This is a genomic window from Roseicella frigidaeris (assembly GCF_003258945.1).
GTDB lineage: Bacteria > Pseudomonadota > Alphaproteobacteria > Acetobacterales > Acetobacteraceae > Paracraurococcus > Paracraurococcus frigidaeris.
Genome location: NZ_QLIX01000041.1, coordinates 1 through 20,979, shown reverse-complemented (window position 1 = coordinate 20,979; position 20,979 = coordinate 1). Strand labels below are relative to the sequence as shown.

The 20,979-nt window shown below is 69.9% G+C and carries 17 protein-coding genes and 1 tRNA gene; 3 read left to right on the top strand and 15 right to left on the bottom strand.

Features of this window, described 5'->3' with window-relative positions; all coding sequences use genetic code 11:
* From DOO78_RS25435 to rplK, 9 genes are all read right to left on the bottom strand, one after another.
* A partial coding sequence (locus DOO78_RS25435; RefSeq protein WP_133258032.1) for a GTP-binding protein occupies nucleotides 1-99 on the bottom strand: 99 nt, incomplete at its 3' end.
* A gap of 28 nt (nucleotides 100-127) precedes the next feature.
* On the bottom strand, nucleotides 128-604 hold the full coding sequence (rpsG, locus tag DOO78_RS25430) for a 30S ribosomal protein S7 (protein WP_111472699.1): 477 nt from the start codon (nucleotides 602-604) through the stop codon (nucleotides 128-130).
* Between the two features lie 12 nt (nucleotides 605-616).
* The gene (rpsL, locus tag DOO78_RS25425; RefSeq protein ID WP_111472698.1) at nucleotides 617-988 is read right to left on the bottom strand and encodes a 30S ribosomal protein S12; all 372 of its coding nucleotides are present in this window, start codon (nucleotides 986-988) and stop codon (nucleotides 617-619) included.
* 312 nt (nucleotides 989-1,300) lie between these two features.
* Nucleotides 1,301-5,557, bottom strand: a complete 4,257-nt coding sequence (gene rpoC / locus DOO78_RS25420) for a DNA-directed RNA polymerase subunit beta' (RefSeq protein WP_111472697.1) — start codon at nucleotides 5,555-5,557, stop codon at nucleotides 1,301-1,303.
* 97 nt (nucleotides 5,558-5,654) lie between these two features.
* Nucleotides 5,655-9,833 carry a DNA-directed RNA polymerase subunit beta gene (rpoB, locus tag DOO78_RS25415; protein WP_111472696.1) on the bottom strand — a complete coding sequence of 1,393 codons (4,179 nt, stop codon included), beginning with the start codon at nucleotides 9,831-9,833 and terminating at the stop codon, nucleotides 5,655-5,657.
* A gap of 213 nt (nucleotides 9,834-10,046) precedes the next feature.
* The gene (gene rplL, locus DOO78_RS25410) at nucleotides 10,047-10,430 is read right to left on the bottom strand and encodes a 50S ribosomal protein L7/L12 (RefSeq protein WP_111472695.1); all 384 of its coding nucleotides are present in this window, start codon (nucleotides 10,428-10,430) and stop codon (nucleotides 10,047-10,049) included.
* Between the two features lie 117 nt (nucleotides 10,431-10,547).
* Entirely contained in the window at nucleotides 10,548-11,066 is a 519-nt protein-coding gene (gene rplJ / locus DOO78_RS25405; RefSeq protein ID WP_111472694.1) for a 50S ribosomal protein L10, read from the bottom strand.
* 344 nt (nucleotides 11,067-11,410) lie between these two features.
* Nucleotides 11,411-12,115: a 50S ribosomal protein L1 gene (rplA, locus tag DOO78_RS25400; protein WP_111472693.1), complete on the bottom strand. Its 705-nt coding sequence runs from the start codon at nucleotides 12,113-12,115 to the stop codon at nucleotides 11,411-11,413.
* A gap of 3 nt (nucleotides 12,116-12,118) precedes the next feature.
* The gene (rplK, locus tag DOO78_RS25395; protein WP_111472692.1) at nucleotides 12,119-12,553 is read right to left on the bottom strand and encodes a 50S ribosomal protein L11; all 435 of its coding nucleotides are present in this window, start codon (nucleotides 12,551-12,553) and stop codon (nucleotides 12,119-12,121) included.
* Nucleotides 12,554-12,925: 372 nt separating this feature from the next.
* Between rplK and DOO78_RS27955 the strand changes: the two genes are divergently transcribed.
* Genes DOO78_RS27955 through DOO78_RS25385 form a run of 3 tightly spaced genes read left to right on the top strand, consistent with a single transcriptional unit; the run spans nucleotide 12,926 to nucleotide 16,061 of the window.
* Nucleotides 12,926-14,953 carry an FUSC family protein gene (locus tag DOO78_RS27955; protein WP_111472691.1) on the top strand — a complete coding sequence of 676 codons (2,028 nt, stop codon included), beginning with the start codon at nucleotides 12,926-12,928 and terminating at the stop codon, nucleotides 14,951-14,953.
* Entirely contained in the window at nucleotides 14,950-15,159 is a 210-nt protein-coding gene (locus DOO78_RS27950) for a DUF1656 domain-containing protein (protein WP_207803057.1), read from the top strand. Before DOO78_RS27955 ends, DOO78_RS27950 begins: the two co-directional genes overlap by 4 nt.
* Nucleotides 15,156-16,061, top strand: coding sequence for an efflux RND transporter periplasmic adaptor subunit (locus DOO78_RS25385; RefSeq protein WP_207803056.1), 906 nt, complete (start codon nucleotides 15,156-15,158; stop codon nucleotides 16,059-16,061). The genes DOO78_RS27950 and DOO78_RS25385 overlap by 4 nt, the downstream gene beginning before the upstream one ends.
* A 10-nt stretch (nucleotides 16,062-16,071) precedes the next feature.
* Here DOO78_RS25385 and DOO78_RS25380 read toward each other — a convergent pair whose 3' ends face one another.
* The 6 genes from DOO78_RS25380 to DOO78_RS25355 all read right to left on the bottom strand — a co-directional run.
* On the bottom strand, nucleotides 16,072-17,556 hold the full coding sequence (locus tag DOO78_RS25380; RefSeq protein ID WP_111472689.1) for a hypothetical protein: 1,485 nt from the start codon (nucleotides 17,554-17,556) through the stop codon (nucleotides 16,072-16,074).
* Between the two features lie 182 nt (nucleotides 17,557-17,738).
* Nucleotides 17,739-19,466: a ubiquinone-dependent pyruvate dehydrogenase gene (poxB, locus tag DOO78_RS25375; RefSeq protein WP_111472688.1), complete on the bottom strand. Its 1,728-nt coding sequence runs from the start codon at nucleotides 19,464-19,466 to the stop codon at nucleotides 17,739-17,741.
* Nucleotides 19,467-19,690: 224 nt separating this feature from the next.
* On the bottom strand, nucleotides 19,691-20,224 hold the full coding sequence (gene nusG / locus DOO78_RS25370; RefSeq protein ID WP_111472687.1) for a transcription termination/antitermination protein NusG: 534 nt from the start codon (nucleotides 20,222-20,224) through the stop codon (nucleotides 19,691-19,693).
* A gap of 13 nt (nucleotides 20,225-20,237) precedes the next feature.
* Entirely contained in the window at nucleotides 20,238-20,432 is a 195-nt protein-coding gene (gene secE / locus DOO78_RS25365; protein ID WP_111472686.1) for a preprotein translocase subunit SecE, read from the bottom strand.
* 190 nt (nucleotides 20,433-20,622) lie between these two features.
* Nucleotides 20,623-20,699: transfer RNA gene (locus tag DOO78_RS25360), tRNA-Trp, on the bottom strand.
* A gap of 178 nt (nucleotides 20,700-20,877) precedes the next feature.
* The coding region (locus tag DOO78_RS25355) for an EF-Tu C-terminal domain-related protein (protein ID WP_133258031.1) at nucleotides 20,878-20,979 on the bottom strand (102 nt) is incomplete at its 5' end.

Genomic DNA, 20,979 nt, shown 5'->3' with positions numbered 1-20,979 from the left:
GGTGATCGCCGCCGTCAGCGACGTCTTCCCATGGTCCACGTGACCAATCGTCCCAATGTTGCAGTGCGGCTTCGTCCGCTCAAACTTCGCCTTCGCCATCGTCGTCGTTCCTCGATCGGTGTCCGGATTACCAGCGGTAGTGGCTGAACGCCTTGTTCGCCTCGGCCATCCGGTGCGTATCCTCGCGCTTCTTCACGGCTGTGCCGCGGTTGTTCGCCGCGTCCATCAGTTCCGCCGAGAGGCGCTCTTCCATCGTGTTCTCGCCCCGCTTGCGCGAGGCCTCGATCAGCCAGCGGATCGCCAGAGCCTGCCGGCGCTCAGGGCGAACCTCGACCGGCACCTGGTAGGTGGCGCCACCGACGCGGCGGCTCCGCACCTCGACGGCCGGCTTCACATTGTCCATCGCCTCATGGAACATGCGCAGCGGGTCACCGTTCAGCCCGACCCGGCGCTTCAGCGTATCCATGGCGGCATAGACGATCCGCTCGGCGGTGCTCTTCTTGCCGTCGTACATCAGCACGTTCATGAAACGGCTGAGGACGAGGTCGCCGAACTTCGGATCCGGCAGGACTTCGCGCTTCTGCGCGCTATGGCGGCGAGACATCCGTGCCCCTCCTTATTTCGGCCGCTTCGCGCCGTACAGCGACCGGCGCTGCCTGCGCTTGGCGATGCCCTGGGTGTCCAGCACGCCGCGAAGGATGTGGTAGCGGACGCCCGGAAGGTCCTTCACGCGGCCGCCCCGGATCAGGACCACCGAGTGCTCCTGCAGGTTGTGACCCTCGCCGGGGATGTAGCTCACCACCTCGTACCCATTCGTCAGGCGCACCTTGGCGACCTTGCGCAGCGCCGAGTTCGGCTTCTTCGGCGTGGTCGTGTAGACGCGCGTGCAGACGCCGCGCTTCTGCGGGCAGGCCTGCAGCGCGGGCACCTTGTTCCGCTTCGCGTTCGGCTCGCGCCCCTGGGCGATGAGCTGGTTGATCGTCGGCATGACGCCCCTTCGAATCCCGTCCGTCCGTCCCGCGGCCGCGAAAAGCCAATGTGCCCGCAGGAAGCCGAATGCTCCCCTGCAGGCGCCCTGACCCGCCCTCGACCTGATGCCGTCCCGAACAGGGGACCGCGGTGCCGAACGCGCAGCGTTGTGGACCAAACACCTTCGGCAGCCCGCGCGGCGATGCGCCCGGCCGTGCCAAGGGACGGCTAACTACGCGCCGGGCCGACCAGAGTCAAGCGATGCGGCACCTTGGAAAGAAAAAGGCCGGGCCCTCGCGGACCCGGCCTTCCTCGGTTCAATACAGGCCGACTACTCGGCGGCCTGCTGGCCAGGCTCCGGCAGGGCCGGGGCATTGGGCAGGCGCGTGCGGTCGCGCTGCGCCGCCAGCGCCCGCAGCCGGTTCATCACCGAGCCCGTCCCGGCCGGGATCAGCCGCCCGACGATGACGTTCTCCTTCAGCCCAGCCAGCGTATCCACCTTGCCGGCGGTCGCCGCCTCGGTGAGCACCCGCGTCGTCTCCTGGAAGGAGGCCGCGCTGATGAAGCTGGTAGTCTGCAGCGAGGCCTTGGTGATGCCCTGCAGCACCGGCTCGGCCCGCGCCGGCCGCTCCTTGGCCGCCAGCCGCTTCTCGTTCTCGATGTCGAACTCGATGCGGTCGACCTGCTCGCCGATCAGGAAGGTGGTGTCCCCGGCATCCAGGATCTCCACCTTCTGCAGCATCTGCCGGACGATGACCTCGATATGCTTGTCGTTGATCTTCACGCCCTGCAGTCGATAGACGTCCTGGATTTCATTCACCAAGTAGTTCGCCAAGGCCTCGACGCCGAGAACGCGCAGGATGTCATGCGGCACGCGGGGGCCGTCGACCAGCGGATCGCCGGCCTTCACATAGTCGCCCTCCTGCACCGAGACGTGCTTGCCCTTCGGCACCAGGTACTCGCGCGGCACCGGCGGCTCGTCACCCACCTGGTCGGGCACGACCAGGATGCGGCGCTTCGCCTTGTAGTCCTTGCCGAACTCCACGCGCCCATCGATATCCGAAATGATCGCGTGATCCTTCGGACGCCTGGCCTCGAACAGCTCCGCGACGCGCGGCAGACCGCCGGTGATGTCGCGGGTCTTCGAGCTCTCGCGCGGCAACCGCGCCAGCACGTCGCCCGCCTTCACCGTGCCGCCGTTCTCGACGTTCAGCACCGAGGCCGGCTGCAGGAAGTACTGCTGCACCTGGCCGGGGAATTGCGGGTCGTCGGCCGGCGAGCGCAGCAACAGCCGCGGCCGCAGATTGGCGTTCTTCGCCTTGTCCACCGGCTCGCGCACCACCTTGGAGGACAGGCCCGTCACCGGGTCCGTCTCCTCGTAGAGCGTCACGCCCTCGATCAGGTCGGCGAATTCCAGCATGCCGGCCCGCTCGGTGATGATCGGCAGGGTGAAGGGGTCCCACTCGGCCAGCTTCTGGCCGCGCGTGACCGCCGCGCCCTCCTCGGTCAGCAGCCGCGCACCATAGGGCACGCGGTAGCGCGCCCGTTCGCGGCCCTGCATGTCGCTCAGGATGATCTCGCAATTGCGGCTCATCACCACCGGTGCGCCGGCGCTGTTGGCGACGACGTTGCGGTTGGCGATCTTCACCGTGCCGTCCGAGGTCGCCTCGACCGCCGACTGCTCGGCGCCACGCTGCGCCGCGCCGCCGATATGGAAGGTGCGCATGGTGAGCTGGGTGCCCGGCTCGCCGATCGACTGCGCCGCGATGACGCCCACCGCCTCGCCGACATTCACCGGCGTGCCGCGCGCCAGGTCACGGCCATAGCAGTGGCCGCAGACGCCCGAACGCGCATCGCAGGTGAGGACGGAGCGGATATAGACCTCCTCCACCCCCGCCTTTTCGATGCGCTCGGCATCCGGCTCCTCGACCAGCGTGTTGCGCGCCGCGATGAGCTCGCCCGTCACCGGATCGGTCACGTCGCGCTGTACCGTCCGGCCAAGGATGCGCTCGGAGAGCGAGGAGATGACCTCGCCGCCATCCATCACCGCGCGCACGGTGATGCCGCGCTCGGTGCCGCAGTCATTCTCGACGATGATGCAGTCCTGCGCCACGTCGACGAGACGCCGCGTCAGGTAGCCCGAGTTCGCGGTCTTCAACGCCGTGTCGGCCAGGCCCTTGCGGGCGCCGTGCGTCGAGTTGAAGTACTCGAGGACGGTCAGGCCTTCCTTGAAGCAGTTGATGATCGGCTGCTCGATGATCTCGCCGCTCGGCTTCGCCATCAGGCCGCGCATGCCGGCGAGCTGGCGCATCTGGGCGGGCGAGCCGCGGGCGCCGGAATGCGACATCATCCACACCGAGTTGGTGGGCTTGCCCGCCTCCTGCTTCGAGATCTCCTTCATCATCGCCGCCGCCACCTCCTCGGTGCAGCGCGACCAGGCATCGACCACCTTGTTGTAGCGCTCGCCTGCGGTGATAAGGCCGTCGAGATACTGCTGCTCGAACTCCTTCACCTCGGCCTTGGTCTTGCCGATCAGCTCCGGCTTGCTGTCCGGGATGACCATGTCGTCCTTGCCGAAGGAGATGCCGGCCTTGGCCGCTTGGCGGAAGCCGAGGCCCATCAGCCGGTCGGCGAAGATCACGCTCTCCTTCTGGCCGCAATGCCGGTAGACGGCATCGATGACGTCGGAGATCGACTTCTTCGTCAGCTGGCGGTTCACCAGGCTGTAGGGCGTGCGCGGGTCGACCGGCAGCAGGGCGCCCATCATCAGGCGGCCGGCCGTGGTCAGGACCGTCTGCATCTCCTTGCTGCCCGGCGCCGACGGCGCCGGCACGCGGACATGGATCGCCGTATGCAGGGTGATGGCGCCGGCGGCGAGCGCCTGCTCCACCTCACCCAGGCCGCGATGGACATGCGGGCGGAAGGCCAGCGCCTCCCGCTCCTCCGCCGTCAGGTCCTTCCCGCCCTTGGCGTCGATCGAGGCGATCAGCGCCTTGACCTCGGCCACGCGCTTCGAGGCGGCGACGAATTCCGGCGTTTCGAGCGAGAGATAGTAGAGGCCAAGCACGATGTCCTGGCTCGGCACGATGATCGGCTTGCCGTTGGCCGGGCTCAGGATGTTGTTGGTCGACATCATGAGCACGCGGGCCTCGAGCTGCGCCTCGAGGCTGAGCGGGACGTGCACGGCCATCTGGTCGCCGTCGAAATCGGCGTTGAAGGCGGTGCAGACCAGCGGATGCAGCTGGATCGCCTTGCCCTCGACCAGCACCGGCTCGAAGGCCTGGATGCCGAGGCGGTGCAGCGTCGGGGCGCGGTTCAGCAGGACCGGGTGCTCGCGGATCACCTCCTCGAGGATGTCCCAGACCTCCGGCCGCTCCTTCTCCACCATCCGCTTCGCGGCCTTGATGGTGGTGGCGTGCCCGTACTTCTCGAGCTTCGAGTAGATGAAGGGCTTGAACAGCTCGAGCGCCATCTTCTTCGGCAGCCCGCACTGGTGCAGCTTCATCTCCGGCCCGACCACGATGACCGAGCGGCCGGAATAGTCGACGCGCTTGCCGAGCAGGTTCTGCCGGAACCGGCCCTGCTTGCCCTTCAGCATGTCGCTGAGCGACTTCAGCGGCCGCTTGTTGGCACCGGTGATGGCGCGGCCGCGGCGGCCGTTGTCGAACAGCGCGTCCACCGCCTCCTGCAGCATGCGCTTCTCGTTGCGGACGATGATGTCCGGGGCGCGCAGCTCGATCAGGCGCTTCAGCCGGTTGTTCCGGTTGATGACGCGGCGATAGAGGTCGTTCAGGTCGGAGGTCGCGAAGCGGCCGCCATCGAGCGGCACCAGCGGGCGCAGCTCGGGCGGGATCACCGGGATGACGCCGAGGATCATCCAATCCGGCCGCGCCCCGCTCTCGGCGAAGGCCTCGATCAGCTTCAGCCGCTTCACCAGCTTCTTGCGCTTCGCCTCGGAGGTCGTCTCCTTCAGCTCGGCGCGAAGACGGGTCGCTTCCTTGTCGCACTCGATGCCGGTGAGCATCTGCTTCACCGCCTCGGCGCCGATGCCGACGGAAAAGGCATCCTCCCCGAACTCATCCATCTTCGCCTGGTACTGCTCCTCGGTCAGAAGCTGGTGCAGCTTCAGATCCGTCAGGCCCGGCTCCAGGACGACATAGGATTCGAAGTAGAGGACCTTCTCCAGCTCCTTCAGCGACATGTCGACCATCAGGCCGACGCGCGAGGGCAGCGACTTCATGAACCAGATATGCGCAACCGGCGAGGCCAGCTCGATATGGCCCATGCGCTCGCGGCGCACTTTGGCCAGCGTCACCTCGACGCCGCACTTCTCGCAGATGATGCCGCGGAACTTCATCCGCTTGTACTTGCCGCACAGGCACTCGTAGTCCTTGATCGGGCCGAAGATGCGGGCGCAGAACAGCCCGTCCCGCTCCGGCTTGAAGGTGCGGTAGTTGATGGTCTCGGGCTTCTTGATCTCGCCATAGGACCAGGAGCGGATCTGCTCCGGCGAGGCGATCGAGATCTTGATCTGGTCGAAGGTGAGAGCCTGGCCGGTCTGGCCCAGGATCTTCATCAGCTCGTTCATGCGGCCTTCCTTGTGGTCCAGCCTGCCGCCCGGGGAGGCGGGCGGCGGTGCATTCGGAATGGAGCGGCCCCGGCGCCAGGGCGCCGGGGCGCCGCGGTCAGCTGCCGCGGTTCTCGAGATCGACGTTGAGGCCGAGCGACTTCAGCTCCTTCACCAGGACGTTGAAGCTCTCCGGGATGCCCGCCTCGAAATTGTCCTGGTCGCGGACGATCGCCTCGTAGACCTTGGTGCGGCCGGAGACGTCGTCGGACTTCACCGTCAGCATCTCCTGCAGCGTATAGGCGGCGCCATAGGCCTCCAGCGCCCAGACCTCCATCTCGCCGAAGCGCTGGCCGCCGAACTGCGCCTTGCCGCCCAGCGGCTGCTGGGTGACGAGGCTGTAGGGGCCGATGGAGCGGGCGTGGATCTTGTCGTCCACCAGGTGGTGCAGCTTCAGCATGTAGATGTAGCCGACCGTCACCTTGCGCTCGAACACCTCGCCGGTGCGGCCATCGGTGAGCCAGACCTGCCCCGAGCTGTCGAGCCCGGCGCGCTCCAGCATGCCCTCGATGTCCGACATGCGGGCGCCGTCGAAGACCGGCGTCGCGATCGGGATGCCCTTCCGCAGGTTCTCCGCCAGCTCGATCAGCTGGTCGTCGCCCATCGGTGCGATGTCGCGCTCGAACACCTCCTCGCCATAGGTGATGCGGAGATGCTCCAGCAGCTCCTCGCGCATCGCCCCGGTGCGGCGGTAGTCCTCGACCAGCTCGCCCACCTGCTTGCCGAGATTGGCGCAGGCCCAGCCGAGATGGGTCTCGAGGATCTGCCCCACATTCATCCGCGACGGCACGCCGAGCGGGTTCAGCACCAGATCGACCGAGGTGCCGTCCTCGAGGAACGGCATGTCCTCCACCGGCACGACGCGGGAGACGACGCCCTTGTTGCCGTGCCGGCCGGCCATCTTGTCGCCCGGCTGCAGCTTCCGCTTCACCGCGACGAAGACCTTGACCATCTTCATCACGCCGGGCGGCAGCTCGTCGCCGCGCTGCAGCTTCTCGACCTTGCTCTCGAAGCGCTTCTGCAGCCGCTCGACGGCGGCGTCGAACTCACGCTTCAGCGCCTCGATCTCGACCATCGCCGCGTCGTCCTGCACGCCGATCTGGCGCCAGGTGGCCTTGGCGAACTGGTCGAGCACCTCGTCGGTGATGACCGTGCCCGCCTTCACGCCGCGGAAGCCGCCGGAGGCCTTGCGGTTCAGCAGCCGCTCGCGCAGGCGCGAATGGAAGCTGCGCTCCTGGATCGCCTTCTCGTCGTCGCGGTCCTTGGCCAGCCGCTCGATCTCGGCGCGCTCGATCGCCATGGCGCGCTCGTCCTTGTCGACGCCGCGGCGGGAGAAGACGCGGACATCGACGATGGTGCCGGCGACGCCCGGCGGCAGGCGCAGCGAGGTGTCGCGCACGTCGCTCGCCTTCTCGCCGAAGATGGCGCGGAGCAGCTTCTCCTCCGGCGTCATCGGGCTCTCGCCCTTCGGCGTCACCTTGCCGACCAGGATGTCGCCCGGCTGCACCTCGGCGCCGATATAGACGATGCCCGCCTCGTCGAGGTTGCGCAGCGCCTCCTCGCCCACGTTCGGGATGTCGCGGGTGATCTCCTCCTGGCCCAGCTTGGTGTCGCGGGCCATGACCTCGAACTCCTCGATATGGATCGAGGTGAAGACGTCATCGCGGGCGATCCGCTCGCTGATCAGGATGCTGTCCTCGAAATTGTAGCCGTTCCACGGCATGAAGGCGACGAGGACGTTGCGGCCGAGCGCCAGCTCGCCGAGCTCGGTGGAGGGGCCGTCGGCGATGATGTCGCCGGCCAGCACCGCATCGCCCACCTTCACCAGCGGGCGCTGGTTGATGCAGGTGGACTGGTTGCTGCGCTGGAACTTGCGCAGCCGGTAGATGTCGACGCCACGGGTCGTGCCGTCCTCGCCCGTCGCCCGCACCACGATGCGGGCGCCGTCGATGGAATCCACCACGCCGTCGCGCCGCGCCACGATGGTGGCGCCGGAGTCGCGGGCAACCGCCGCTTCCATGCCGGTGCCAACCAGCGGCGCGTCGGCGCGCACCAGCGGCACCGCCTGGCGCTGCATGTTCGAGCCCATCAGCGCCCGGTTGGCGTCGTCGTTCTCGAGGAAGGGGATCAGCGCCGCCGCCACCGAGACGAGCTGCTTCGGCGAGACGTCGATCGCCGTCACCTCCTCCGGCTTCACCAGGCGGAAGTCGCCGCCCTGGCGCACCGAGACCAGCTCCGACTTGAACTCGCCGGTCGTGGCATCGACCTCGGCATCGGCCTGGGCGACGACCAGCCGCTCCTCCTCCATCGCCGAGAGGTAGCGCGGCTCGCCGACGATCTTGCCGTCCCGCACCAGGCGGTAGGGCGTCTCGATGAAGCCGTACTTGTTCACCTTGGCGAAGGTGGCGAGCGAGTTGATGAGGCCGATATTCGGGCCTTCCGGCGTCTCGATCGGGCAGATGCGGCCGTAATGCGTCGGGTGCACGTCGCGCACCTCGAAGCCGGCGCGCTCGCGCGTCAGGCCGCCCGGACCGAGCGCGCTCAGGCGGCGCTTGTGCGTCACCTCGGAGAGCGGGTTGGTCTGGTCCATGAACTGGCTGAGCTGGCTGGAGCCGAAGAACTCGCGCACCGCCGCCGCCGCCGGCTTCGCGTTGATCAGGTCGTGCGGCATGACGGTGTCGATATCGACCGACCCCATGCGCTCCTTGATCGCGCGCTCCATGCGCAGCAGGCCGACGCGGTACTGGTTCTCCATCAGCTCGCCGACCGAGCGCACCCGGCGGTTGCCGAGGTTGTCGATGTCGTCGATCTGCCCGCGCCCGTCCTTCAGGTCGAGCAGCACGCGGACGGTGGCGATGATGTCCTGCTTGCGCAGGGTGCGGATGGTGTCCGGCACCTCCTCGGCCGAGAAGCCGAGGCGCATGTTCATCTTCACGCGGCCGACCGAGGAGAGGTCGTAGCGCTCCGGGTCGAAGAACAGGCCGCGGAACAGGGTCTCGGCGGTCTCCGGCGTCGGCGGCTCGCCCGGGCGCATGACCCGGTAGATGTCCATCAGCGCCTCGTCACGGTTGGTGTTCTTGTCCACCGTGAGGGTGTTGCGCATCCAGGGGCCGACCGACTGGTCGATGGCCAGCGTCGGCAGCCGCTCCGCCCCGGCGCCCTCGATCACCGCCAGCTTCGGCTCGGTCAGCTCGTCGCCGGCCTCGGCCCAGATCTCGCCGGTCTGCATGTCGACGAGGTCCTCGGCGACGAAGCGGCCGAGCAGGTCGGCGCGGCCGACCAGCACCTCCGTGGTGCCGCCCTCGGCGATCTTGCGCGCCGCGCGCGGGGTCAGCTTGGCGTCCTTCTCGGCCACCACCGCGCCGGTCCTCGCATCGATCAGCGGCTCCTGCAGCTTCATGCCGCGGAAGGCCTCCGGATCGAAGGGGCGGGACCAGCCCTTCTGGCCGCGGGTGAAGACCACCTGGCCGTAGAACTCGTTCAGGATCTCCTCGGCATCCATGCCGCGGATCTCGTTCGGCTCCAGGCTGCTGCCCTTCTCGGCGCGGAGCGTCTCGGTCCGGGCGGAATCGAGGGCGAGGAGCAGCGTCGAGGCCGGCAGCTTGCGCTTGCGGTCGATGCGGACGTAGCAGATGTCCTTGGCGTCGAACTCGAAGTCGAGCCAGGAGCCGCGATAGGGGATCACGCGCGCGGCGAAGAGATACTTGCCGCTGCTGTGCGTCTTGCCCTTGTCATGATCGAAGAAGACGCCCGGGCTGCGGTGCATCTGCGAGACGATGACGCGCTCGGTGCCGTTGATGATGAAGGTGCCGTTGTCCGTCATGAGCGGCATGTCGCCCATGTAGACATCCTGCTCCTTGATGTCGCGAACGGAACGACTACCGGTGTCCTCGTCCACGTCCCACACGATGAGGCGCAGCCGCACCTTGAGCGGGGCGGCGAAGGTCAGGCCGCGCTGGATGCACTCCTCGACGTCGTATTTCGGCTCTTCCAGCTCGTACTGCACGAATTCCAGCCGGCCACGGCCCGCGAAGTCGTCGATCGGGAAGACGGACTTGAACACCTCCTGCAGGCCGGCATGCAGCCGCGCATCGGGGTTCACCTCCATCTGGAGGAAGGCTTCGTAGGAAGCCCGCTGCACATCGATGAGGTTCGGCATCGGCGCCACCTCGGGCAGCCGTCCGAAGCTCTTGCGGATGCGCTTGCGCCCGGTGAACGACTTCGTGATAGCGTTCATGCCTGTCCCGTGTCCCTGTCACCCTGGCCCGGCGGCCGAGGGTCTACCGCGTCCCTGTCCGCCCCACCCCGCACCGGCGCGGCGGGGGCCGCGCGGCGCAGAAATGGCGGCACGGACGGCAACCCAAGGGGTTCCCGCCCGTACCTTCGCAATCCGGTCCCCCGGGAGCCAGCGACGGACGGCCGGCCCCGGGAGCTGCACACCAGCGGCTGCTTACTTGACCTCGACGGTCGCGCCGTTGTCCTCGAGCACCTTCTTGATCTTCTGGGCCTCGTCCTTGGACACGCCTTCCTTGACGGTCTTCGGCGCGCCCTCGACCAGGTCCTTGGCCTCCTTCAGGCCAAGACCCGTGATGGTGCGGATCTCCTTGATGACGTTGATCTTCTTGTCGCCACCGGCGGCCAGGACGACGGTGAACTCCGTCTGCTCCTCGACCGGGGCCGCGGCCGCGGCGCCACCGCCAGCGGCAGGCGCAGCCACCGCGACCGGCGCCGCGGCGGACACGCCCCACTTCTCCTCCAGCATCTTGGAGAGCTCGGCGGCCTCCAGGACGGTCAGGCTGGAGAGCTCATCAACCAGCTTTGCGAGATCGGCCATATCTGTGTACCTCGTGATCTAATGGCTTGGCTTGCCGTTTGCAACACCCAGGCTCGGCGCTTGGTCTTTCGACCCCGCCCGCCCGGTTCCATTCTCCGGTCCGGTCGGCTTTCGCCCTCAGGCCGCCTCGTCCTTCTTCGCGAAGGCACTGAACACCCGCGCCAGCTGCGAGCCAGGGGCCTGCAGCACGCCCGCGATGCGCGTCGCCGGGGTCTGGATGAGACCCAGCAGCTGCGCCCGCAGCGTCTCGAGCGAGGGCAGCTCGGACAGCGCCTTCACCCCATCGGGGGTGAGGGTCTGTTCCCCGAGCGCCCCGCCCAGGATCACGAACTTGTCGTTCCCCTTGGCGAACTCCACGGCCGTCTTGGCCACGGCCACCGGGTCCTTCGACCACGCGAGCGCGGTCGGACCCCGGAGCAGCGGCTTGACGCCCTGGAAGCGGGTGCCGTCGAGGGCGAGGGTGGCCAGCCGGTTCTTCGCGACCTTGTACGTCGCCCCAGCTCCCCGCATGCGGCGCCGCAGATCGCTCACATCCGCGACCGTCAGACCCTTGTTCTGGGCGACGAGCACGAAGGAGGTATCGGCGAACACCGCAGAGAGCTGGGCGATGAACTCGCGCTTTTCCGTGCGGTCCAAATCCCGTCTCCAACGATGACCGGCGCCTGGTGGAGGGGCTCCGGCCGGTTCACACGCAGGCCCCGGCGGCGGCTTGCCGCCCGGGCCCTGGTTCGCCTGTCTGAGCCGGACCGCCAAGCCATGCGCGCCGGCCGGGCACCTGGCCCGGACGGCACGGATCTCTCGGCACCCCGTCTATCGCTGGCGGGGCCATCGCCCCATCAAAGCCTTCGAAGGCCCAGGCCTCCGGCGGCTACCCGCGGTCTCGGACAGGTTTCGGGCGAGGCCTGGACCCCACCCTGCCCGCCCGCCCCAGGGGGCGGGCGTATCTCGCGGACCGGGCTGCCCGCCCGGCCCAGCCCCGATCAGGCCGCCGGAGCGGCGAGCGAGGCGACGTCGACCTTCACGCCCGGCCCCATGGAGGAGCTGACAGCCACCTTCTTCACATAGGTGCCCTTGGCGCCGGCCGGCTTGGCCCGCTGGATCGCCTCGATGAAGGCATGGGCATTCTCCAGCAGCTTCGCCTCGTCGAAGGAGGCCTTGCCGATGCCGGCATGCACGATGCCCGCCTTCTCCGCCCGGAACTCCACCTGGCCAGCCTTGGCCGCGGTCACCGCGCCCTTGACGTCCATGGTGACGGTGCCGAGGCGCGGGTTCGGCATCAGGCCGCGCGGGCCGAGGATCTTACCGAGCCGCCCGACCAGGCCCATCATGTCCGGCGTGGCGATGCAGCGGTCGAAGTCGATCTTGCCCTCCTGCACCGCGGCGGCCAGCTCATCCGCCCCCACCACGTCGGCCCCGGCGGCCTGCGCCTCCTCGGCCTTGGCGCCGCGGGCGAAGACGCCGACGCGCACCGTCTTGCCGGTGCCGTTCGGCAGCCCGACCACGCCGCGGACCATCTGGTCGGCATGCCGCGGATCGATGCCGAGATTCATCGAGATCTCGATCGTCTCGTCGAACTTCGCCTTGGCGTTCGCCTTCACGGCGGCGATCGCCTGCTGCAACGGCACGATCGCCTCACGGTCGAAGGAGGCGTAGATCGCCTTCAGGCGCTTGCCCTGCTTGGCCATCGCTCAGCCCTCCACCACGGTGAGGCCCATCGAACGGGCCGAGCCGGCGAGCATGCGCACCGCCGCCTCCACGTCGTTGGCGTTCATGTCCTTCATCTTGGTCGCGGCGATCTCGCGCAGCTGGGCCTTCGTCACCCGGCCGACATTGCCGCCCTTGCCGGGCGTCGTGCTGCCCTTCTCGACCTTCGCCGCCTTCAGCAGGAAGTAGGTGTTCGGCGGGGTCTTGGTGATGAAGGAGAAGGTGCGGTCGGAATAGGCCGTGATCACCACCGGGGTCGGCGTGCCCGGCTCCATCTGCTGCGTCGCAGCGTTGAATTCCTTGACGAATTGCATGATGTTCAGGCCGCGCTGACCGAGCGCGGGGCCAACCGGCGGCGAGGGGTTCGCCTTGCCGGCCGGGATCTGCAACTTGATGTAACCGACGATCTTCTTCGCCATGGCACGTCCCTGGGGTCAGGGAGAGGCGGTGCTGACGGCGCCGGAGCCTGCCGCATGGCATGGCTCCGGGGCGCCTCCCGCGTCCCGAATGAGGTGAGCGGGCGCCTATGGGCGTCCCGGGCGGCGAAGTCAAGCGAAATCACCACCCGGCCGGTCTTCGCTGCGGGATCTGCCCGAGGCCGCGCCGCCGCCCCATGTTGCAGCGCACCAGACGGCGGTCCCGACCGCATCCCGTCCTCCCGCGACGGGGGAACCCAAGGGGTGCCGGCTGCCTGATCCTGGCATTGTTGCCGGTCCCCTGCCCCTGGCGGCCCACCCCATGGCCGCCAGGGGCAGCGCACCGGGCGGAACACGGCGGAGGCGCGCCCCCTGATGTCCTTGCTTCCCGGCTGGCGGGACTGGCTGTTCTCGGCCCGCTCCTTCGCGGCGGCGAGCCTCGCGCTCTACCTGGCCTTCTGGCTCGACCTGCCGCGGCCCTACTGGGCGGTGGGCACCGTCTACATCGTCGTCCAGCCGCTCTCCGGGGCGCTGCGCGCCAAGGCCGCGGCCCGCTTCCTCGGCACCTTCGCCGGCGCCGCCTTCAGCGTCGCCGCGGTTCCGAACCTGGTGGACGCGCCGCCCCTCCTCGCCCTGGTCCTTGCCCTCTGGGTCGCCCTCTGCACCATGGGCTCGCTCTACGACCCGACGCCGCGCAGCTACGCCTTCCGCCTCGCCGGCTACACCGCCGCGCTGATCGCCTTCCCCGGCGTCGAATCGCCGGGGACGATCTTCGACACCGCCCTCGCCCGGGTGGAGGAGATCGGCCTCGGCATCCTCTGCGTCACCCTGATGGACCAGGTCTTCCCCCGCCCGGCGACGCCGGTGCTGCTCGCCCGGCTGGAGGCCTGGACCGCCAGCATGGCCCGCTTCGGCGCCGAGGCGCTGGCCGGGCGGATGGAGGAGACGCGCTTCGTCGCCGAGCGGCGCCGCGTCGCCCGCGACGGCGCGGCGCTGGACGGGCTGTTCCAGGAGGCCCGCTACGAGGCGGCGGCGCAGCGCGCCGGCCTGGCCTGGGTGCGGGCGCTGCGGGCGCGGGCGCGCACCGTGCCGGCCCTGATCTCGGCCGTCGCCGACCGGGCGCGGGCGCTGCGGCGGGACGACCCCGCCGGCCAGGCCAGCCTGGCACCGCTGCTCGAGGCCGCGGCCGCCTGGCTCGTCGAGACCGCCGATCCGGCGCGGCGGCCGGCGGCGCAGGCGGCCGCCCCCGATCTGCTCGCCCGGCTGCGCGCGGCGGAGCGGCAGGCCGCCGCCGGCACCGGCTGGCCGGCGCTGCTGCGCGAGGGGCTGCTCGCCCGGCTGCGCGAGCTGGTCGCGACCTGGTCCCGGGCGCTGGCGCTCGAGCCGCGCTCCGGCGGCCTCGCCGCGCCGCCGCGCGAGGCCGTCGCCCCCGTCACCAGCGCCCATATCGACCCGCTGCTGGTCGGCCTGACCGGCCTCTCGGTCATGCTCGCCGTGCTGGTCTGCAACCTCGTCTGGATCGCCACCGCCTGGCCGGAGGGGGCGACGGCGGCGATGATGGCCGCGGTCGCCACCGCCATGTTCGCCCAGCTCGACGACCCGGCGCCGGCGATCGCCAGCTTCATCACCTGGACCCTGGCCTCGGCGGTGCTCGGGGCGCTCTATCTCTTCGCGGTGCTGCCGGCGATCGACGGCTTCCCGCTGCTGCTCTGCGCCCTCGGCGTCATCTACCTGCCCTTCGGCGCCCTGCACGCCCAGCCGGCGCGCATCGGCATGGCCCTGCCGCTGCTGGTGAACACGGTCGCCCTGATCTCGCTGCAGGAGACCTATGCCGCGGATTTCGCCGGCTATGTGAACGGCGCCGTGGCGCTGCTCGGCGGCTTCCTGGTCGGCCTGCTCAGCACCCGCCTGGTCCGCGCCTTCGGCATCGACTGGCGCCTGCGGCGGCTGGTGGCGGCGGACCGGCTCGACCTGGCGCGGCTGACCGAGGGGCGGCGGGTGGATCTGCGGCGGAGCGTCGCGGTGATGCTGGACCGCTTCGAATTCCTCGCCGGACGCCTCGGCTCGGCCGATGCCGCGACGCTCGAGGTGAGCGAGCTGGCCGAGCTGCGCGCCGCCATCAACGTCCAGCGGCTGCGGGAGGCGTCGGAGCGGCTGCCGCCCGGCCCGGCGGCCATGGTGGCGGCGGCGCTGCAGGCGGTGGCCGGGCAGGTCCGCGGCCGGATCACGGAGGCGACGGTGCTGACGCGGCTCGATGCGGCCCTGGCGGCCACCATGCCGGGCCGGGACCCGGCGTCGCGCGCCGCCGCCCTGGCGCTGTCCGGCCTCCGCCGCGCCCTCTACCCGGCGGCCGGCGCCCCGGCGCTCGGCTCCGCCCCCGCGCCGCTCGGCCAGGCCGCATGATCGGCGAATTCGACCTGCACGGCATCTTCGTGCCGGCGCTGCTCGTCTGGTCGGTCCTGGCGCTGCTGGCCAATGCGCTGCTGCGGCGGCTGCTGCAGCATCTCGGCCTCTACCGGCTGATCTGGCACCGCCCGCTCTTCGATCTCGCCCTCTTCGTCATCCTGCTCGGCCTCATCGCCGCCCTCGGCAACCGGATCCTCGCATGACCCTCTCCCTCCATCCCGGGCCGGCGGTGCGCCTCGGCGTGACGTTGCTCATCGTTCTCGTCGCCGGCCTCATCGGCTGGCAGCTCTGGCGCTACTACATGGAGGAGCCCTGGACGCGCGACGGCCGCATCCGCGCCGAGGTGGTCGGCATCGCCCCGGACGTCTCGGGCCTGGTGACCGAGGTGCTGGTGCGTGACAACCAGCCGGTCCGCCGCGGCGAGGTGCTGTTCCGCATCGACCGCGACCGCTTCGCCCTGGCGCTGCAGCAGGCCGAGGCGGTGCTCGCCTCCCGCCACGCCACCCTGCTGCAGGCGCAGCGCGACCAGCAGCGCTACACCCGGCTGGACCAGACGGCGGTCTCCATCCAGCGGCAGGAGCAGGCGATCACCGATGCGCAGGTGGCCGAGGCGGCCTGGCGGCAGGCGGAGGCCGACCGCGACGTGGCGCGGCTGAACCTGGAGCGCTCGGAGGTGCGGGCGCCGGTGAACGGCTTCGTCACCAACCTCGAATTGCGGCCGGGCGACTACCTCGCGGCCGGCCGTGCCGCCCTCGCCCTCGTCGATTCCGACAGCTTCCACATCGCCGGCTATTTCGAGGAGACGAAGCTGCCGCGCATCCGTCCCGGCGACCGCGCCACGATCCGGGTCATGGGCGAGGCCGGCCTGATCCTGGGGCATGTCGACAGCATCGCCTCGGGCATCACCGACCGCGAGCGGGGCGAGAGCAGCAACCTGTTGGCCAATGTGAACCCGACCTTCAGCTGGGTGCGCCTCGCCCAGCGCGTGCCGGTGCGGATCGCCATCGACCAGGTGCCCGAGGGGCTGCGGCTGATCTCCGGCCGCACCGCGACGGTGACGGTGCTGCCGGGCGAGGCCGCCGCCGCCGCAGCCCCCGCGCGGTGATCCCCGGCCGTCAGGCGATGACGCCGTCCCCGAAGGTCGAGCGCCCTTCCAGCGCCCCGTATTGCAGGTAGTGCAGCAGCGGATCGACCCCGGCATCGGCGACATCGGCATAGGCCGCCAGATAGGCGCGGGTGTCGAAGCCGGCGGCCGGATCGCGGCCCTCTCGCCAGCCATAGGTGTCGTAGTGCAGCAGGGGGTCGAGGCCGGCCGCCTGCACATCGGGGTTGGCGGCGAGGTAGTCCTTCACCTTGAAGACGCTGTTCGGGTCGCGCCCCTCGCGCCAGCCGGAGGCCTGGTATTGCGCATAGGCCCTGGCGGCGGGGTCCCCGCCCGCCGCCAGGGCCAGCCGCGCCACGTCGGGATTGGCGAGGAGGTAGTATTCGGCATCGAAGGCGCCATGGGTGAAGCTGTCCGGCGCGCCGATGGCGGAATAGGCCGCGCGCCCCTCGAAGCGGCCGAAGCTCAGGTAGTGGACCAGCGGATCGACGCCGATCGCCGCGACATCCGGGTTCCGCGCCAGGTAGAGGGTGGTGTCGAACCAGGCGACGGCGTCGCGCCCCTCCCGCCAGCCGAATTGCTCGAAATGCAGCAGCGGGTTGAGGCCCGCCGCCGCGACATCGGAATTGGCGGCGCGGTAGCCGAGGGTGGAGAAGGCGGCGCTGGGATCGAGCCCGTCGCGCCAGCCCCACTGGTTGTAGTGGTCGACCGCCGAGAGCCGCGCCGCGGTCACCGCGGGGTAGGTCGCGGCATAGAAGAAGGGATCGAGCAGCGGATCGCCATTGACGCCGCTGATCACCGGCAGGCCGATATCCTTCAGCATGGCGAGGTCGAGATCGGAGATCGGGTAGCGGCGGCCGGTGACCGTGGCGACGCCGTTCATCAGGTCCCAGCCGATCTCCTCGTTCAGCGAATTGCCGATATGCGAGTATTGCTCGCCGTTGCGCAGCGTCGTCACGGCCACCGGGCCGCCATGGACGGCCCGCGCCGTGGCGCCGCCGAAGAAGAGGCCGTTGGCCGTCTCCAGTAGGGCGGCATCCCAGGTGGAAGCGGCGCCGGCGAAGGCGCCGGTATCGGGGTTGCGCAGGCTGACGAAGCCGAGGCCATGGCCGATCTCGTGCATCATGAGGCCAAGCCCATCGGCCTTGCCGGTCGGTGGCGCGCTGCCCGGATCGAGCGAGAAGAAGGCCAGGAAGCCTGGATCCACGTTGATGAGGATATCGGGCGCCGCGCCATTCAGGTCCCGGCCGGTCTGCAACTCGGTCGCCGGGCTCGTTTCATACAAGGTCAGCGAGCCGCTGGTGCCGATCGGGTTGGTGGTGGCAGCACGGGCGTTCGCCCGCGTCGTGGCCGTCACCGTCACCTGGATGTCGATGCTGCCGAAGCCATGGATGTATTGCGACCACTGCGCCGCCGCGGCCTCGGTGAGGGCGCGCAGCGCGGCATCGTCGACGGCACCCGCCGCATCGATCACCGAGACGGTGTAGGCGAAGGCCATGGCGCCGCGTCCTCCCGTGTTGCGCGCATGCCATGCCCAGAAGCCAAGTGGCCGGACGGAGCGTCCAACCGCTCTCGCAGCTCAAATCGACAGCCCGGGCGTTGGCGACGCGAAATAAGCCCGAGCCTAGGCCGGATCGGACGCGGCAGGGAACGACAATCGCCCGCCCCGCTCCGCTCCGCTCAGCGGAAGAGGTTGGTCCGGGCGAGCGCCACCACCTCGTCGCCGCGGCCGCTCAGGATCGCCTTGGCCAGGTAGAGCCCGAAGCCCTTGGCCTGCTCCAGCGTCGCCTTGGGCGGCAGGGCGAGCTCCATGCGGTTGGTGACCACATCGACCAGCGCCGGCCCGTCATGCCGCAGCGCCCGCTGCAGCCCCTCGCGCAGATCGGCCGGGTCCTCGACCCGGATGCCGAGCAGCCCGGAGGCCTCGGCCACCGCCGCGAAATCCGGGTTGCGCAGCGCCGTGCCGGTATCGAGGAAGCCGCCCGCCTTCATCTCCAACTCGACGAAGCCGAGCGTGCCGTTGTTCACCACCACGATCTTCACCGGCAGCCCCACCTGCCGCAGGGTGAGGAGGTCGCCCATCAGCATGGCGAAGCCGCCATCGCCGGAGAGCGCGACCACCTGCCGCCCGGGGCTCGCCGCCTGGGCACCGATCGCCTGCGGCATCGCATTGGCCATGGAGCCATGCCAGAAGGAGCCGAGCAGGCGGCGCCGGCCGTTCATGGTCAGGTAGCGCGCGGCCCAGACCGTGGGCGTGCCGACGTCGCAGAGGAAGACCGCATCCTCCGCCGCCACCTCGTCCAGCACCCGGGTCAGGTATTGCGGATGGATCGGCCGCTGGCCGGGATGGCCGACCGCGAGTTCGTCCAGCCCCCTGCGCGCCTCCCGGTAATGCTTGAGCGCGCGGTCGAGGAAGCGGCGGTCCTGCTTCTCCCGCAGCATCGGCAGCAGCACGCCGAGCGTCCGCTTCACGTCGCCGATGACGCCGAGATCAACCCGGCAGCGCCGGCCGATCACCTCGCCGCGCAGGTCCAGCTGCGCGATGCGGGCCTCGGTCGGGTAGAATTGCCGGTAGGGGAAATCCGTCCCCAGCATCAGCAGCGTCTCGCACTCCTTCATGGCGTGGTAGCCCGAGGAGAAGCCGATCAGCCCCGTCATGCCGACATCATAGGGGTTGTCGTACTCGACATGCTCCTTGCCGCGGAGCGCATGCACCACCGGCGCCTTCAGCGCCGCGGCGAGCGCCACCACCTCGTCATGCGCGCCGGCGCAGCCGCCGCCGCAGAGCAGGGTGACGCGGGAGCAGTCGTTCAGCATCCGGGCGAGGGCGGCGAGATCGGCCGGGTTCGGGTAGACCTCCGGCGGCGACGGCGCGACCCAGCGCGCGGGCGGCGCCTCCGCCGCCTCGGCCAGGGCGACATCGCCCGGGATCACCACCACCGCGACGCCGCGCTTCGTCACCGCCTCGCGGATGGCGATCTCGAGCGTGCGGATCACCTGTCCGACGGTCGCGACCGGCCCGATGTAATGGCTGCATCCGGCGAAGAGCTGCCGCGGATCGGTTTCCTGGAAATAGCCGCTGCCGAGCTCCTCGCTCGGGATCTGCGCGGCGATGGCGAGCACCGGCACCCGGCTGCGATGGCAGTCGTAGAGGCCGTTGATCAGGTGCAAGTTGCCCGGGCCGCAACTGCCGGCGCAGACTGCGAGCTCGCCGGTCAGCGCCGCCTCGGCGCCGGCGGCGAAGGCGGCCGTCTCCTCGTGGCGGACATGCACCCAGTCGATGCGGCCCTTGCGCTGCAGGGAATCGGTCAGCCCGTTCAGGCTGTCCCCGACCACGCCGTAGATGCGGCGCACCCCGACCTGCTGCAGCGTGTCGGCGATCAGGTCGGCGACGGAGTGCCGGGCCATGCGCATCCCTCCTTCGGCCGGTCGCGGCAGCGGACGGGGCCGCCGGGCGGAGGGGCATGCGACCGGTGTGCTGGTGCTGCTGGCGAGCCCGCCCCGCCGGCGGAACGCGGCGGCGGCGCGGCGGATCATTGCCAGGGCGTGACCAGGGGCGTGACCAGGGGCAGGGACAGGCGCCGCGCCGGGCGGCGGAGCCGTCGATGGCAGCCCATCGACGGCCGGCGGCGTCAGGCCTTCTCGACCTGGCCGTATTCCAACTCGACCGGGGTGGAGCGGCCGAAGATGGAGACGCTGACCTTCACCCGGCCACGCTCCTCGTCCACCTCCTCCACCGTGCCCATGAAGCTGGTGAAGGGGCCGTCGGCGACGCGGATCTGCTCGCCCACCTCGAAGATCACGGCGGGCTTGCGCGGCTTCTCCACGCCTTCCTTCACCTGGTTGACGATGCGCTGGGCCTCGGCCTCGGTGATCGGGCTCGGCTTGTTCTTGTTGCCGAGGAAGCCGGTGACCTTCGGCGTGTCCTTCACCAGATGCCAGGCCTCGTCCGACATCTCCATCTTCACCAGCACGTAGCCGGGGAAGAATTTCCGCTCGGAATTCACCTTCTGGCCGCGGCGGACCTCCGTCACCTCCTCGGAGGGGACGAGGATCTCGTCGAACTGGTCGCCGAGTCCCTTCTGCGCCGCCTGTTCCTTGATCTGCTGGGCGATCTTCTTCTCGAAGCCCGAATAGACATGCACCACGTACCAGCGCTTGGCCATCGTTCCGCTCCCCTCACCCCATTCCGAACAGGCTGCGCATGCCGAGCGCGATCACCTGGTCGACGACCAGGAAGAACACGGCCGCAAGCACTGACATCGCCAGCACGAGGCCGGTGGTGATCAGGGTTTCCTTGCGGCTCGGCCAGGTGACCTTCGCCACCTCCGACCGCACGTCCCGGACATACTGCGCGGGATCCAGCTTGGCCAACGCGAGGAACCTTCCCAGGCTACGGGTGAAACGCTTCGCGGGCGGACGCCCGGCCCCGGAGGATGGGGAAGGGCGCCGCCCTGGTCAGGACATGGTCCGGCGTCCCGCCGGTCCCGTCCAGCCGCCGCGCGGCGGCCCGGGGACAGGGTCACGGGGCGGGGTGCCGAACCGCCCGGCGGGGCCGGGCAGGTGGCAGGGGCGGAGGGTCTCGAACCCCCAACCTCCGGTTTTGGAGACCGGCGCTCTAGCCAATTGAGCTACGCCCCTTCACGCCGGGCCGGGGCCGCGACGCGCGGCGACGCCTATAGGGCGGCGGCGCGGCACTGTCGAGGGGCTGCGGCGCCGTCCTGGCCGGCATCGGCAGGAGGGCCGCGGCGCCGACATGCGAAGGGGGCGGGCCGCCGCGCGACCCGCCCCCTCGCTGCGATCCCGGACTTCCGGGACCTTACTTCGTGATGCCGGCGACGACGCCGGCGCCGACGGTGCGGCCGCCCTCGCGGATGGCGAAGCGCAGGCCCTGGTCCATGGCGATGGGGGCGATCAGCTC

Coding starts and splice junctions, on each gene's coding strand:
- DOO78_RS27950 (WP_207803057.1), top strand. CDS start 14,950: ATGATCGGCGAATTCGACCTGCACGGCATCTTCGTGCCGGCGCTGCTC.
- nusG (WP_111472687.1), bottom strand. CDS start 20,224: ATGGCCAAGCGCTGGTACGTGGTGCATGTCTATTCGGGCTTCGAGAAG.
- poxB (WP_111472688.1), bottom strand. CDS start 19,466: ATGGCCCGGCACTCCGTCGCCGACCTGATCGCCGACACGCTGCAGCAG.
- rplL (WP_111472695.1), bottom strand. CDS start 10,430: ATGGCCGATCTCGCAAAGCTGGTTGATGAGCTCTCCAGCCTGACCGTC.
- rpoB (WP_111472696.1), bottom strand. CDS start 9,833: ATGAACGCTATCACGAAGTCGTTCACCGGGCGCAAGCGCATCCGCAAG.
- DOO78_RS25385 (WP_207803056.1), top strand. CDS start 15,156: ATGACCCTCTCCCTCCATCCCGGGCCGGCGGTGCGCCTCGGCGTGACG.
- rplA (WP_111472693.1), bottom strand. CDS start 12,115: ATGGCCAAGCAGGGCAAGCGCCTGAAGGCGATCTACGCCTCCTTCGAC.
- rplK (WP_111472692.1), bottom strand. CDS start 12,553: ATGGCGAAGAAGATCGTCGGTTACATCAAGTTGCAGATCCCGGCCGGC.
- rpoC (WP_111472697.1), bottom strand. CDS start 5,557: ATGAACGAGCTGATGAAGATCCTGGGCCAGACCGGCCAGGCTCTCACC.
- DOO78_RS27955 (WP_111472691.1), top strand. CDS start 12,926: ATGTCCTTGCTTCCCGGCTGGCGGGACTGGCTGTTCTCGGCCCGCTCC.
- rpsL (WP_111472698.1), bottom strand. CDS start 988: ATGCCGACGATCAACCAGCTCATCGCCCAGGGGCGCGAGCCGAACGCG.
- rpsG (WP_111472699.1), bottom strand. CDS start 604: ATGTCTCGCCGCCATAGCGCGCAGAAGCGCGAAGTCCTGCCGGATCCG.
- DOO78_RS25380 (WP_111472689.1), bottom strand. CDS start 17,556: ATGGCCTTCGCCTACACCGTCTCGGTGATCGATGCGGCGGGTGCCGTC.